The sequence below is a fragment of the Xanthomonas hortorum genome (assembly GCF_024339125.1).
GTDB classification, from domain to species: Bacteria; Pseudomonadota; Gammaproteobacteria; order Xanthomonadales; family Xanthomonadaceae; genus Xanthomonas; species Xanthomonas hortorum.
Map to the genome: position 1 here is coordinate 3220366 of NZ_CP101417.1, position 12334 is coordinate 3232699.

Annotated in this window: 10 protein-coding genes; 6 read left to right on the forward strand and 4 right to left on the reverse strand. The window is 63.8% G+C overall.

Annotation, left to right across the window (positions count from 1 at the left end):
- Nucleotides 1–83 precede the first annotated feature (83 nt).
- Both NMB96_RS13820 and NMB96_RS13825 read right to left on the reverse strand, forming a co-directional pair.
- A complete protein-coding gene (locus NMB96_RS13820) occupies nucleotides 84–2321 on the reverse strand; it encodes a beta-glucosidase family protein (RefSeq protein ID WP_043889103.1) in 2238 nt (745 codons plus the stop codon).
- 124 nt (nucleotides 2322–2445) lie between these two features.
- Nucleotides 2446–4215 carry a M14 family metallopeptidase gene (locus NMB96_RS13825; protein ID WP_023903469.1) on the reverse strand — a complete coding sequence of 590 codons (1770 nt, stop codon included), beginning with the start codon at nucleotides 4213–4215 and terminating at the stop codon, nucleotides 2446–2448.
- 296 nt (nucleotides 4216–4511) lie between these two features.
- On the opposite strand from NMB96_RS13825, the gene NMB96_RS13830 reads away from it, so the two are divergent.
- Both NMB96_RS13830 and NMB96_RS13835 read left to right on the forward strand, forming a co-directional pair.
- Nucleotides 4512–6077: a POT-type proton-dependent oligopeptide transporter gene (locus NMB96_RS13830; RefSeq protein ID WP_043889104.1), complete on the forward strand. Its 1566-nt coding sequence runs from the start codon at nucleotides 4512–4514 to the stop codon at nucleotides 6075–6077.
- A 7-nt stretch (nucleotides 6078–6084) separates the two neighbouring features.
- Nucleotides 6085–6693, forward strand: a complete 609-nt coding sequence (locus NMB96_RS13835) for a rhomboid family intramembrane serine protease (protein WP_006450868.1) — start codon at nucleotides 6085–6087, stop codon at nucleotides 6691–6693.
- 147 nt (nucleotides 6694–6840) lie between these two features.
- On the opposite strand, the gene NMB96_RS13840 is transcribed toward NMB96_RS13835, so the two are convergent.
- Nucleotides 6841–7029, reverse strand: a complete 189-nt coding sequence (locus NMB96_RS13840; protein WP_006450869.1) for a hypothetical protein — start codon at nucleotides 7027–7029, stop codon at nucleotides 6841–6843.
- A 227-nt stretch (nucleotides 7030–7256) separates the two neighbouring features.
- Here NMB96_RS13840 and NMB96_RS13845 point away from each other — a divergent pair, with 227 nt between their 5' ends.
- The 3 genes from NMB96_RS13845 to NMB96_RS13855 all read left to right on the forward strand — a co-directional run bounded on the left by NMB96_RS13845 (nucleotide 7257) and on the right by NMB96_RS13855 (nucleotide 9006).
- Nucleotides 7257–7544 (forward strand): GNAT family N-acetyltransferase, encoded by a 288-nt coding sequence (locus NMB96_RS13845; RefSeq protein WP_023903471.1) that lies wholly within the window; start codon nucleotides 7257–7259, stop codon nucleotides 7542–7544.
- Nucleotides 7545–7593: 49 nt separating this feature from the next.
- Complete coding sequence (locus NMB96_RS13850; protein WP_023903472.1) at nucleotides 7594–8439, forward strand: DUF3298 and DUF4163 domain-containing protein; 846 nt, start codon at nucleotides 7594–7596, stop codon at nucleotides 8437–8439.
- Between the two features lie 66 nt (nucleotides 8440–8505).
- Complete coding sequence (locus tag NMB96_RS13855; protein WP_023903473.1) at nucleotides 8506–9006, forward strand: MarR family winged helix-turn-helix transcriptional regulator; 501 nt, start codon at nucleotides 8506–8508, stop codon at nucleotides 9004–9006.
- A gap of 100 nt (nucleotides 9007–9106) precedes the next feature.
- Here the strand turns inward: NMB96_RS13855 and NMB96_RS13860 are convergent, their stop codons facing one another.
- Nucleotides 9107–11305: a M3 family metallopeptidase gene (locus NMB96_RS13860; RefSeq protein WP_255085050.1), complete on the reverse strand. Its 2199-nt coding sequence runs from the start codon at nucleotides 11303–11305 to the stop codon at nucleotides 9107–9109.
- A gap of 497 nt (nucleotides 11306–11802) precedes the next feature.
- Between NMB96_RS13860 and NMB96_RS13865 the strand changes: the two genes are divergently transcribed.
- On the forward strand, nucleotides 11803–12288 hold the full coding sequence (locus tag NMB96_RS13865; RefSeq protein ID WP_255085052.1) for a glutathione peroxidase: 486 nt from the start codon (nucleotides 11803–11805) through the stop codon (nucleotides 12286–12288).
- The last annotated feature ends 46 nt before the right edge of the window (nucleotides 12289–12334 follow it).

Consider the following 12334-nt stretch of genomic DNA (forward strand, 5'->3'; position numbering starts at 1 on the left):
TCTTCGTGGTGGCTCGCGCCTGCCGGCGACGTGAGAAGACGGCGTGGCGGACGCGCGCAATGCGCGCCCGCCGCGATGCCGGTTTACGGCAGCTGCGCCGCCGGCAAGGTGACCTCCGCACTTTGCACCGGTTCGCTTGCCGAACGCGCCAACTGCACGCGGTAGGTGCCGGCCGCGATGGTCCAGTGACGTGCCTTGGCATCGAAGTCGGCCAGCGTCTTGGGTTCGGCGATCACCTGCACGTTGCGCTTTTCGCCCGGCTTGAGGGTGAGCTTCTGCCAGCCGATCAGGCGCAGCGGGGTGGCGTGGCCGTCGGGCAGGGTGAGGTAGAGTTGCGGCACGGCGGCGCCTTCGCGCTGGCCGATATTTTCCACTTCGAAGCTCGCCGTGAGCTGGCTGCCATTGGCCTGCACGCGTAACCCGCCCATGCGGAACTGGGTGTACGACAGGCCGTGGCCGAACGGGTAACGCGGGGTCAGCTTGCGCGCGGCGAACCACTTGTAGCCGACGTTGGCGCCTTCGATGGCGTAGTCGATGCTGTCTTCGCCCGGCTTGGCCGGCTTGAAGCCCAGGCCAGGAATCGAGGGACGCGGCAGCTGCGATTCGTCCACTGGCCAGGTCACCGGCAGATGGCCGGAAGGATTGACCTTGCCGGTCAGCAGGTTGGCGATCGCCTCGCCTCCGCCGATGCCCGGATACCACGCCTGCAACACCGCCGGTACGCGCTCGGCCCAGGGCATGCGCACCGGGCCGTTGGTTTCCAGCACCACGGTGGTCTTGGGGTTGGCCTTGGCCACCGCTTCGATCAGTGCGTCCTGGTTGTCGGGCAACTGCATGTCCGGCAGGTCCACCGATTCGGCGGCCCATTGGGTGGCGAACACGATGGCCACATCGGCGGCCTTGGCCGCGCGTGCTGCGGCAGCGCGGTCCTTGCCGTCGACATAATCGATCTGCACATTCGGCAATGCGGCGCGCAGCGCCTGCAACGGCGAGGACGGATGGATGATCACCGGGCCGGGCCAGGTGGTCGGGGTGAGGCCGGGCACCGCGTTGCCGCCGTTGATGGTGTAGTCCACCCGCGAAGAACCGCCGCCGGACATCACGCCCTTGTCGGCGTACCCACCGATCACCGCGATACGGCGCACGTCCTTGGACAGCGGCAAGGTGGCCTGCTCGTTACGCAGCAGCACGCTGCCTTCCTCGGCAACATGCTGCGCGGCCAGTAGTCCGGCCTTGCCGTCGATCGGCTGGCGCTGGGTTGGGTGATCGAACGCGCCATGCGCGAACAGGCTGCGCAGCACGCGCTTGACCATGTCGTCGAAGCGCGCGCGCGGCACCACGCCGGCCGACACCGCCATGCGCAGCGGCGCATCGAAGAACACCGCCGCATCGAATACTTCGCCGGCCGATTGCTGGTCCAGACCGGCCAGCGCCGCCTTGGAACCGCTGTGCACGCCGCCCCAGTCGGACATCACGTAGCCGGGGTATTTCCATTCCTGCTTGAGCACCTGATTGAGCAGGTAATCGTGCTCGCAGCCGTAGACACCGTTGATCTTGTTGTAGGAGCACATCACCGAGGCCGGGTCGCCGATCTTCAACGCGATCTCGAATGCCAGCAGATCCGATTCGTGCATCGCCTGCTCGCCGATCTCGGCGCTATGGAAGTTGCGCCGGGTTTCCATGTCGTTGAGCGCGAAGTGCTTCATCGTCGACAGCACATGCTCGCTCTGCACGCCACGAATCGATTCGCCAACCATCGTGCCGGCCAGCAGCGGGTCTTCGCCGGCATATTCGAAATTGCGCCCGTTGCGCGGGTCGCGCTGCAGGTTGACGCTGCCGGCCAGCAGCACATTGAAGCCCTGCTGCCAGGATTCGCGGCCCATGGTCTTGCCGCCGGCATAGGCCAGCTGCGGATTCCAGCTCGATGCCGTGGACGGGCCGGACGGCATCGCGGTGGCGAAGTCGCCCTTGCGAATGCCGCCCGGATTGGTCACGCCCACGCCGGCGTCGGCTAGCTGCTGCGCCGGGATGCCCAGGCGGGGGATGCCGGGCACGTAGCCGGCCGAGCCCAGCGCGCCCTCGGGCTTGGGAATCTTGTCGGTGCCCAGGCCGAAGTAGCTGCGCAGCATCTGGAATTTTTCGTCTTCGCTCATCTGCGCCAGCAGGCGGTCGGCGCGCTGGTCCGCAGTCAAGGCGGTGTCCATCCACGGCTGCGCTGCAGCGGCGGGTTGTGCGCTGAGCGGGGCGGCAAACGCGACGCTCATGCCGAGTGCAATGGCGAGCGCGAGACGGCGCGGCGTGGCGCGTGTAAACGTTTTCATATCGGGGTGTGGCACGGGGTGGTCCTTGTGGTGCGGTTGCAATCAGGGGAGGGCACCGCAGTGCCCAAGTTCGAATGGCGCGCGTGCGCGCCGAATCAGGGGGTTGCCGTAATCGGGCGCGGCATCAGAACTGCGTCTGTGCCGTGCGCAACACCGGATACAAGCGGTAGCGCTCGTCCCAGGAGGAATGCAGGCGGGCGAAGAATTCCAGCCTTGCCTTCGGGTCGGCGGCGAAGGCCGCATCGCTTGCCAGGCGCTGTTCGAATTGCGCTTTCACTGCCGGGTCGCGTTCGAGCATGTCGCGGGCGACATCCTCGGCGACGTAGTCTTCCATGTATTCCTTGCGCTCGAATGCGGTGTTGAAAAACCCCCACTGCAACAGCGAGTCTGGCGCCTGCGGTTCCAACATCGCCATCACCAGGCGCGACTTGGCCTGGGCAATCGGGACGAACAGCGAGCCGGCTGGCACGTTACGGGTTTCATCGCGCCAGTGGCCGGCGATTTCCAGGTTTTGATGGCCTTCGTTGGAGCGTGCGGCAAACGTTGCCTTGTCGGCACGGAAGCTCTGCACCGGATACTCGCCAGCAGTGGCGATGGTGTCGAAGGCGATGCCGTGCAGGCGTAGTTTTTCCGCCACCAGCGCGGCCTGCGCGGCAGGCACCAGATAGCCGCCGCGTGGTGCATCGATCACCACGTCGGGGGTGATCTGATCGCGTAACGGCACCTTCCAGATCTGTGGTTTGGTCTCGTCGTAGCGCGTCATCAATGCGCCGGAAATCGGCGAAGGCGTGCGCGTGTAGGCGTAGCCGCGGAAGGCAACAGTGCGTGCGGCCGGGCCGGCAGCGAAGCTCAACGGCTCCATTTCGCCAGCCAGTTTGGTGGCACGCTGATCGGCTGCCAGCGCATCGGCGCGCCACTTCGTACCGTTGCGCGCGGTCTGCTGCAGCACCGAGACGATGGCGTTGCGGGTGACGCGCACACGCACCGGGTAGGTCTTCCACGAATGCGTTTCCACCAGCATGCCGAAACGGTTGCGCAGCAGGAAATAGCCATGCGAAAAACGCGGCGGCGACACGTCGTCGGCAAAGCCGGAGGTCGGGTCGTCTTCGTGCACGAACGAGGGGTAATACGGCAGCGGCAGCGAGCCTTGTTTGGCCAGATCGGCAATCACAGCATCGCGCCAGCGCGTGCCGTCGCGTTGCAGCGTGGCATCGCCGGCATGCACCGGTTCCACCTGCACCGAGACATCGTGTTCGAACTTGGCGCCATCGGTGACATGCAGGTCCACATACATCAGCGGGTCCCACTGCTGCACCAGCCGCAGCATCGCCTGCATTTCCGGCGCGTCGGCCTTGAGGTAGTCGCGATTGAGATTGAGGTTCTGCGCGGTGGTGCGCCAGCCCATCTGTTCGGGGCCGCGTTGATTGGGGCGGTTCCAGGCACCGAAGCGTTCGTGGCCGTCGACGTTGAACACCGGCACGAACACCCACACCAGTTTGTCGAGCACGCCTTTGCCGGCCTTGCCGTCCAGCAACTCGCGCAGCGCCAGAAAGCCCGCGTCCTTGCCGTCGATCTCGCCGGCATGGATGCCGCCTTGCACCAGCACCACCGGCAACTTGCGCTGCGCGGCACTGGCCGCATCCAGCGCGCCGCTGGTGGAGACGATCAGCGCCTTCATCGGCCGGCCTTCCGGGGTGGTACCGAAGTCGATGCAGCGCACCGCCTGCGGATAGCGCTGGGCGAAGGCATCGCACAGTGCGATGACCTCATCGTAGCGTCCGGTTTGGGCAAAGCCGCTGCGCTCGGCCAGGGTGGTCAGCGGTTCGGCGGCCAGTGCGGCGGGGGCGGTGGTCAACAGCAACAGGCTCAGGGCCAGGCGGGTGAAGCGGGGCATCCAGCGGTCCAGTGTTCCAGGAAAACGTTTGCAATGTAGCCGAGCCGGCGCAGCAGGCCAATCTGCACTGCGTCATGACTTCCGTGTGATCGGCTTGGCAGCGGGGTTTCGATACGTGTTTTTCAGCATGCGCCTGGCCGGACGACTTTCCGAACCGAGCCACGACCGTAGCAACGGCCGCAGCGGGGTCGACGCATGCAACGTCCTCCACCGAAGCCTTATCCAATGGTCGCGATGGCGGCCAACCCGCAGCCGCCGGTACGATAGCGCGTGTTTTCTGCTCGACCGGACTGCCTTTGACCACTACCACCTTGCCGGGCTCTACTGCCGGGGCGCGGTTGCCGCGCCAGATTCCTTTCATCATCGGCAACGAGGCCTGCGAGCGTTTCAGCTTCTACGGGATGCGCAACATCCTGGTGCAGTTTCTGATCACCTCGCTGCTGTTGCAGGAAGTCGGCGGGCCCGGCCGTGAGGCCGAGGCCAAGCACATCCTGCACAGCTTCATGATCGGGGTGTTTTTCTTTCCGCTGCTCGGTGGCTGGTTGGCCGATCGCTTCTTCGGCAAATACAACACCATTGTGTGGTTCAGCCTGGTGTACTGCGCCGGCCATGCGTGCCTGGCGCTGTTCGAAGGCAGCCGCAACGGATTTTTCGTCGGGCTGGGGCTGATCGCATTGGGCGCGGGCGGCATCAAGCCGCTGGTGGCCTCGTTCATGGGCGACCAGTTCGACCAGACCAACAAGCACCGGGCCAAGGTGGTATTCGACGCCTTCTACTGGATCATCAACTTCGGCTCGTTGTTCGCTTCGTTGTTGATTCCGCTGGCGCTGAAACATCTGGGTCCGGCATGGGCGTTCGGCATTCCCGGCATTTTGATGTTCGTGGCCACGCTGGTGTTCTGGCTGGGCCGCAAGCGTTACGTGCGGGTGCCGCTGCCACCGACCGATCCGCATGGCTTCGGCGCGGTGATGCGCACCGCCTTGCTGGCGCATGAGCCGGGGCAGGGCCGTCCCGGCCTGATGCTGGCAGTGGTGTCGGTACTGCTGGCGCTGGCCTGCTTCGCGCTGGTCGAACAGCTCGGCATCGTCATCTGCCTGTGCATGGCGCTGGTGTTGCTGCTGGCGGGCATCGGTGGCGGCACCTGGTGGCAGCTGGAGCGTGCACGCGGTATCCATCCCGATACGGCGGTCGAAGGCGTGCGTGCGTTGCTGCGGGTGCTGGTGATCTTCGCGCTGGTGACGCCGTTCTTCTCGCTGTTCGACCAGAAGGCCTCGACCTGGGTGCTGCAGGGGCGCGAGATGACCATGCCGGCCTGGTTCACCGCCTCGCAGATGCAGGCGCTCAATCCGCTGCTGGTGATGCTGCTGATCCCGTTCAACAACCTGGTGCTGTATCCGCTGCTGCGGCGTGGCGGCTGGGAGCCGACTGCTTTGCGGCGCATGACCTGCGGCATCGCCTTCAGCGGCCTTGCCTGGATCGCGGTCGGTGGCATCCAGATCGGCATGGACGGCGGCGAGCCGATGCATATCGCCTGGCAGATCCTTCCCTACGCGCTGCTGACCTTCGGCGAGGTGCTGGTGTCGGCCACCGGTATCGAGTTCGCCTACAGCCAGGCGCCGCCGTCGATGAAGGGCGTGGTGATGAGCTTCTGGTACCTGACCACCACGGTGGGCAATCTATGGGTGCTGTTGTCGAACGTGGCGGTGCGTAACGAGACGGTGACCGCGCATATCGCCGATACTGGGCTCAGCGAAGCGGCATTTCTGATGTTCTTCTTCGCGGCCTTCGCGTTTCTGGCGGCACTGGCCTTCGGCCTGTACGCACGCCGGTATCGCATGGTCGACAATTACCGTTCTGCCTGAGGTCCGCATGATTACCCTGATCCTGATCGCCATCACCGGCATCGTCTCGTGGATGGCGTTCAACAACCGCAAGCTGGCCGACCGGCTGGTGCTGTGGCCGCCGGCGCTGGACAAGCAAAAGCAATACGACCGCCTGGTGACCTACGGCTTCATCCATGCCGACCTGGGCCATCTGGTCTTCAACATGATCACGCTGTTCTTCTTCGGCCGGTACATCGAAGACGTGATGACGCGGCTAAGCGGCAGCGTGCTGACCTATCCGTTGTTCTATCTGAGCGCGCTGGTGGTGTCGATCCTGCCCAGCTATCTGAAGAATCAGAAGAACCCCAATTACCTCAGCCTGGGCGCTTCCGGCGCGGTGTCGGCAGTGTTGTTCGCCTTCATCCTGCTCAAGCCGTGGACGATCATCCTGGTGCTGTTCATTCCGGCGCCGGCGATCATCTATGCGGTGTTCTACGTGGGCTACAGCCTGTGGATGGACCGCCGTGGCGGCGATCGCATCAACCACAGCGCGCATCTGGCCGGTGCGGCCTTCGGTGTGATGTTCATGCTGATCATGGAGCCGCGGGTGTGGCAGGTGTTTCTGGAGCAGCTGTCCAATCCGCGCTTCGGTTAAGCGCGTCGGTTTAGCAAGGTTTGCCGAAGGACAGCGTGGCCGTCAGGCGGCGCGGAGGTGATCGGAAATCGTGATGGCTGGGTTGCCTGAGGCAACCGGCCAGGGCCATCGATGCGATTGGCCCTGGCGGGTAACGCGACGCTTGGCTCAGGCCGCGTTGCGTTCCTGGTCGGCAACGGCAGTGCTGCCGTAGGCCTGCTGCAAGCGCTCGTACACCGTATCGTTGAGCTGCGCGAAGTCCGGGTTGTGGGTATCGCCGTTGATGGCGAACTGGAACAGGCCCTCAAGCAACGAGCTATCGCTGTCTGTGCTGTGTCCTGCCGAATCGTTGTTCATGCGGTGACTCCTCGTAGGTAAGGCGAAGACGTCGGCAGATGGCCGGCAGCCCGTGCCAGCCGGCCATGCGCAGCGAATGCCTTCGGCTCAGCTATCGGCGCTACGCGAACGAACTTAAGTGCGCCTTCGACGCGCTGCGCTACGTGTCACAGCATCGATTCATTTTCACGCAGGCGCGGCGCCGCGCTGGTCACACTCATCACCACATTCACTGCCAGACGCAGACCATGATGGAGGCCGCGACAGTGCAGGCAGAACACGATCCGACCCGGCAACGCTTCAGCGTAGACACCGATGGACAACGCGCCGAACTGGCCTACCGTCTTGAGGGCGAGCGCATGACCATCACGCATACGCATGTGCCGGAGGCGATCGGTGGGCGCGGCATCGCTGCCGTGCTGGTCGAGGCCGCTTTGCATTACGCGCGCCAGGCGGGGTGGAAGGTCGTACCCGAGTGCAGCTACGCCGAGGCGTATGTACGTCGGCATCAACAGTTTCAGGATCTGCTGGCCTGATCGCCGGCAGCGTGTCTTTGCAGCGTGTATTCGATGAGGGGCAGGTGGGATGGGGCGGTTGTTTGCAGTGAATGGAATGCGGGGCGTGCTGATGCTGGCTCTGCTGGCGGGGTGTACACAGCGCGCACCTACAACGGCAGAAACGACGGAGCCGGCAGCGGACGCAACAGCGCAAGCGATGCCGGCTCCGGAGCCCGTTGTCGTCCAGAGCGGCCCATTGGAAGATGTGATCGAGCATGCGCCTGCCTATATGGTCGGCATCAGCTATCCACGTGGGCTGGATGCGTACCCGGAATTGGCCGCGCTGATCCGCAGCTATTCGCAGGACGCGCGCGCCGAGTTGATGGAAGCCGTCTCTGGTCTTGGTAACGACAAACCTGCCGCACCCTATGAGCTGTCGCTGGCGTTCGAGACCGTGCTGCAGACTGCCGATCTGATCGTGGTGTCTGCCGATGGCAGCCGCTACACCGGCGGCGCGCATGGCGAGCCGCTGGTGGCGCGCTTCGTCTGGTTGGTCAAGGAGCGCAAGCAACTGACGGCGCAGGCGTTGATTCCCGACCCGGCGGGCTGGGAAAAGATCGCACGCGAGGTCGCCGCGCAGTTGCACAACGCCGCCGCCCAGCGCGTGGAAGCCGACCGCGTACCGGTCGAGGAGCAGGCTGAACAGGTCGCCTCGGCGGATCGCATGATTGCCGAAGGCACCGCGGCACAGGTCGACAACTTTGCCCAGTTCGTGCCGGTACTGAACCCGGCAGGGCAGATCACTGCGCTACGGTTCGTGTTTCCGCCGTATCAGGTGGGGCCGTATTCGGATGGCACGCAGACCGCCGATGTCGCTGCCACCACATTATTGGCCTGGGTCGCGCCGGAATATGTACATCTCTTCGCTCGCTGAGATGTCACCCCGCAGATGATGTGATTGAATGGCTTGGCCATTCAGTAATGTAATCAAACGGGTGATATGAGTAGTTTCGATCCAACCGCAAGTCGCGTGGACCACACCTGCGTGCGTTACCCGGCGTTCCCACGGGAGCCGGCGGTCCTGGTGAGGTTGATCAAGCATCTCTACAAGCGGCTGCATACGCAGGGCTGTAGAACGCTCAAGCCGTATGGGATCAGTCCACCGGAATACGAAATTCTGATGATGATCTACGGCACGCCGGAGCAGGCGATCACGCCTACCGAAGTGGCCGAAGCGGCCAGCGAGAAGCCGGCCAACATCACCCGGCTCACCGATCAGCTCTGCGAAAAGGGCTTGATCGCGCGTGGCAGCAGCCCCGACGATCGGCGCAAGATCGTGCTGACGTTGCAGCCGGCAGGCCTGGCCTTGATCAACAGTCTGCTTCCCGATGCCTGCACGCTGTTGAATGCAGAAACTTCCTGCATGAGCGAGGCAGAGCAGGTGCGTCTGGAAAAACTGCTGAGGAAATTGTTGGAAGGTGTGGATGCTGTCGAGCTCTGAACGACAGGCGTCTGGCTTGCCGCAGGACGCGCCACCGCACGCATGAAAAAACGCCGCCCGGATCGCTCCGGACGGCGTTTTTATTTTCCTGCAGATCCCTTTACGGCTTGGACTGTGGTGCTTCCGGCGTAGCGCCATCGCCGCCTTGCGCGCTCAGGCCGCGCTTTTCGAGCAGGGGCTCGATCTGCGGCGCATGCCCGGCAAAGTTCTGGAACAGCTCCATCGCATCCACGCTGCCGCCACGCGAGAGCAGGGTCTGGCGGAAACGATCGCCATTGGCGCGGCTCAACCCGCCATGCTGCTTGAACCACTGCTGGGTGTTGGCGTCCAGCACTTCTGACCAGATGTAGGCGTAATAGCCGGCCGCATAGCCGCCCATGATGTGGCTGAAATACGGGGTCTTGTAGCGCGGCGGCACCGGCGCATAGGCAATGCCGTCCTGCTGGAGTGCCTTGGCTTCGAAGGCCATGACGCCGGCTGCGTCGGGCACCTGGTTGGCGCTGAGTTGGTGCCAGTTCTGATCCAGCATCGCCGCACCCAGATACTCGGTGGTGGCAAAGCCCTGGTTGAACTTGGAGGCCGCAATCACCTTGTCCAGCAGCGCCTGCGGCATCGGCGTGCCGTTCTGGTAATGCTTGGCGTAGTTCTTCAGGATGGTCGGCTCGTCGGCCCACATTTCGTTGACCTGCGAGGGGAACTCGACGAAGTCGCGCGGCACGCTGGTACCGGAGAAATACGGGTATTTGACGTCCGAGAACATGCCGTGCAGCGCATGGCCGAACTCATGGAACATGGTGGTCACTTCGTCCCAGGTCAGCAACGTGGGCTGGCCGGCCGGCGGCTTGGGGATATTGAGGTGATTGGCCACCACCGGCTTGAAACCGGTCAGATCCGATTGCGAGACATACGAGTTCATCCACGCGCCGCCGCGCTTGGATTCGCGTGCGTACATGTCGGCGATGAAGATCGCCAGCTGCTTGCCGTCGGCATCGAACACGTCGTAGACGGTGATGTCGTCGCGATAGGTGGGCAGGTCGGTGCGCTGCTTGAAGGTCAGGCCGTATTCCTGATTGGCCGCATAGAACACGCCGTTTTCCAGCACGTTCTTCAGCTCGAAGTATGGCTTGAGCTGCGACTCGTCGAAGTTGTACTTGGCCTGGCGCACCTTCTCGCTGTAGTAGGCCCAATCCCAGGCTTCAAGCTTGAAGCTCGGCTTGCGCGCGGCCTTTTGTTCCTTGTCGATCATCGCCTGCAGATCGGCCGCTTCGCGCTTGGCATTGGCCACTGCGGCCGGCGCCAGCTTGCCCAGCATCGCATTGACCGCCTCGGGGGTCTTGGCGGTCTGGTTTTCCAGCGAATAGGCGGCGTAGGTGGGGAAGCCGAGCAGCTTGGCCTTGTCTGCGCGCAGCTTCATGATGCGTGCGACCAGCGCGGTGTTGTCGTACTGGCCGCCGTGGCTGCCACGCGACACCGAAGCGTCGTAGATTTTCTTGCGCAGCTCGCGATTCTTCAGCTGGGTCAGCGGCGGCTGGCCGGTGGTGTTGAGCAGTGCGATCACGTATTTGCCGTCGAGCTTGCGCGCCTTGGCGGCTTCTGCGGCGGAGGCGATCTGCTCGTCTGACAGGCCATCGAGCTGCTTGACGTCATCGACGACAACGGCGGCGGCATTCACTTCGGCCAGCACGTTCTGGCTGAAGGTGGTGCCCAGGTTGGCCAGCTCGGCATTCATCGCCTTGAGCGTGGTCTTGTCGGCATCGGAGAGCTTGGCGCCATCGCGCACGAAGTCGCTGTGGTACTTCTCGACCAGGCGCAGGCCTTGCGCATCCAGGCCCAGCTTGCTGCGTTGGTCGTACAAGGTCTGGATGCGTGCAAACAGCTTGCCATTGAGCGAGATCGCGTCGCGGTGCGCGGCGAATTTCGCCGAATAATCGGCCTGCAGTTTCTTGCGTGCGTCGTTGGTGTCGGCACCGACCAGGTTGAAGAACACCGTGGTGGCGCGATCGAGCGTGGCGCCGCTTTTTTCCAGCGCGATGATGGTGTTGTCGAAGCTCGGCTTGGCCTTCTGGTTGGCAATTTTTTCCACTTCCTTCAACTGCTCGGTCATTCCGGCGTCGAAGGCGGGTGCGAAATCGCTGTCTTTGATCTTGTCGAACTGCGGGTAATGCAGCGGCAACGTGCTGTCGGCGAAGAACGGATTGGCTTGGGTGGCGGCCTGCGTGGCGGCAGGTGCGGCGATGCTGTAGGACGGCATGGCAAGTCCCAGGGAAGCGGCCAGGGCAAAGGCGAGACGGGTGGTCAAGAGAGTGGCTCCAAAGTGCGAACCGCCGAGGCTAACCCAGCCGGGCCGGACAGGCGTGTGACAAAAGGCATGGCTGCAAGGTCATCGTGTAGCCAATCCGCGAACGTGGCCGGTGGACGAGGCCGAGCTCGACCAGCTGGTCGGCGGCAGTGCACGCGGGCTCCGCCGTTAGCTGGCGCCGCTGGACCGCGACTCGCAAGACGCAGCGTTACCGTGAAATGCCGTAGTCGAACGCTGCGGCGAAGTGCGCCATCTGGGCTGGTCCAATGATGGCTCGCTTGGGTCTCGTTCGTTTTGTGGGGCCGCCTGGCGTTTCACCTGCGGCGCTAACAATGATTCGGAGACATTGGATGAACTGTGGGGATGGCCCCAACAGAGCGTCGATCTGTCGCGCCTTTCTGCTGTCGCGCGCGTGCTGAGCACGCGCAGTGCGGATGCAGTGCCGCAATGCCGACAGCTGGGCTACGCTGCCGTTTCCCTGAGCATCCGAGCACGCCATGAGCGACATCTCCACGTTTGAATTCACCGACCTGGACGGTCGCACGCAGTCGATGCGCGACTATGCCGGCAAGGTGCTGCTGGTGGTCAATGTCGCTTCGAAATGCGGCTTTACGCCGCAATACGCAGGCCTGCAGGCGCTGTGGCAGCGCTATCGCGAACGTGGCTTGGTGGTGATCGGGTTCCCGTGCGATCAGTTCGGCCATCAGGAGCCGGGCGATGCGGCGCAGATCCGCCAGTTCTGCTCGCTCGATTACGCGGTGGATTTTCCGCTGGCCGAGAAGATCGAGGTCAACGGCAGTGGCGCGCATCCGCTGTGGCAGCACCTCAAGCACGAACAGCGCGGCGTCCTGGGATCGGAAGCGATCAAGTGGAATTTCACCAAGTTCCTGATCGGCCGGGATGGCACGGTGCTGGAGCGTTATGCGCCGACCACCAAGCCGGAAGCGTTGGCTGCGGATATCGAGCGCGCGCTGGGCGCGTGATCTTGCAGGGCGTGTTGCTCAACCCGTAGGAGCGCACCTGGGCGCG

Bases quoted from the DNA above. Each gene is read 5' to 3' on its own strand.
- NMB96_RS13820 (WP_043889103.1), bottom strand. From the start codon at position 2,321: ATGAAAACGTTTACACGCGCCACGCCGCGCCGTCTCGCGCTCGCCATT.
- NMB96_RS13825 (WP_023903469.1), bottom strand. From the start codon at position 4,215: ATGCCCCGCTTCACCCGCCTGGCCCTGAGCCTGTTGCTGTTGACCACC.
- NMB96_RS13835 (WP_006450868.1), top strand. From the start codon at position 6,085: ATGATTACCCTGATCCTGATCGCCATCACCGGCATCGTCTCGTGGATG.
- NMB96_RS13840 (WP_006450869.1), bottom strand. From the start codon at position 7,029: ATGAACAACGATTCGGCAGGACACAGCACAGACAGCGATAGCTCGTTG.
- NMB96_RS13845 (WP_023903471.1), top strand. From the start codon at position 7,257: ATGATGGAGGCCGCGACAGTGCAGGCAGAACACGATCCGACCCGGCAA.
- NMB96_RS13850 (WP_023903472.1), top strand. From the start codon at position 7,594: ATGGGGCGGTTGTTTGCAGTGAATGGAATGCGGGGCGTGCTGATGCTG.
- NMB96_RS13855 (WP_023903473.1), top strand. From the start codon at position 8,506: ATGAGTAGTTTCGATCCAACCGCAAGTCGCGTGGACCACACCTGCGTG.
- NMB96_RS13865 (WP_255085052.1), top strand. From the start codon at position 11,803: ATGAGCGACATCTCCACGTTTGAATTCACCGACCTGGACGGTCGCACG.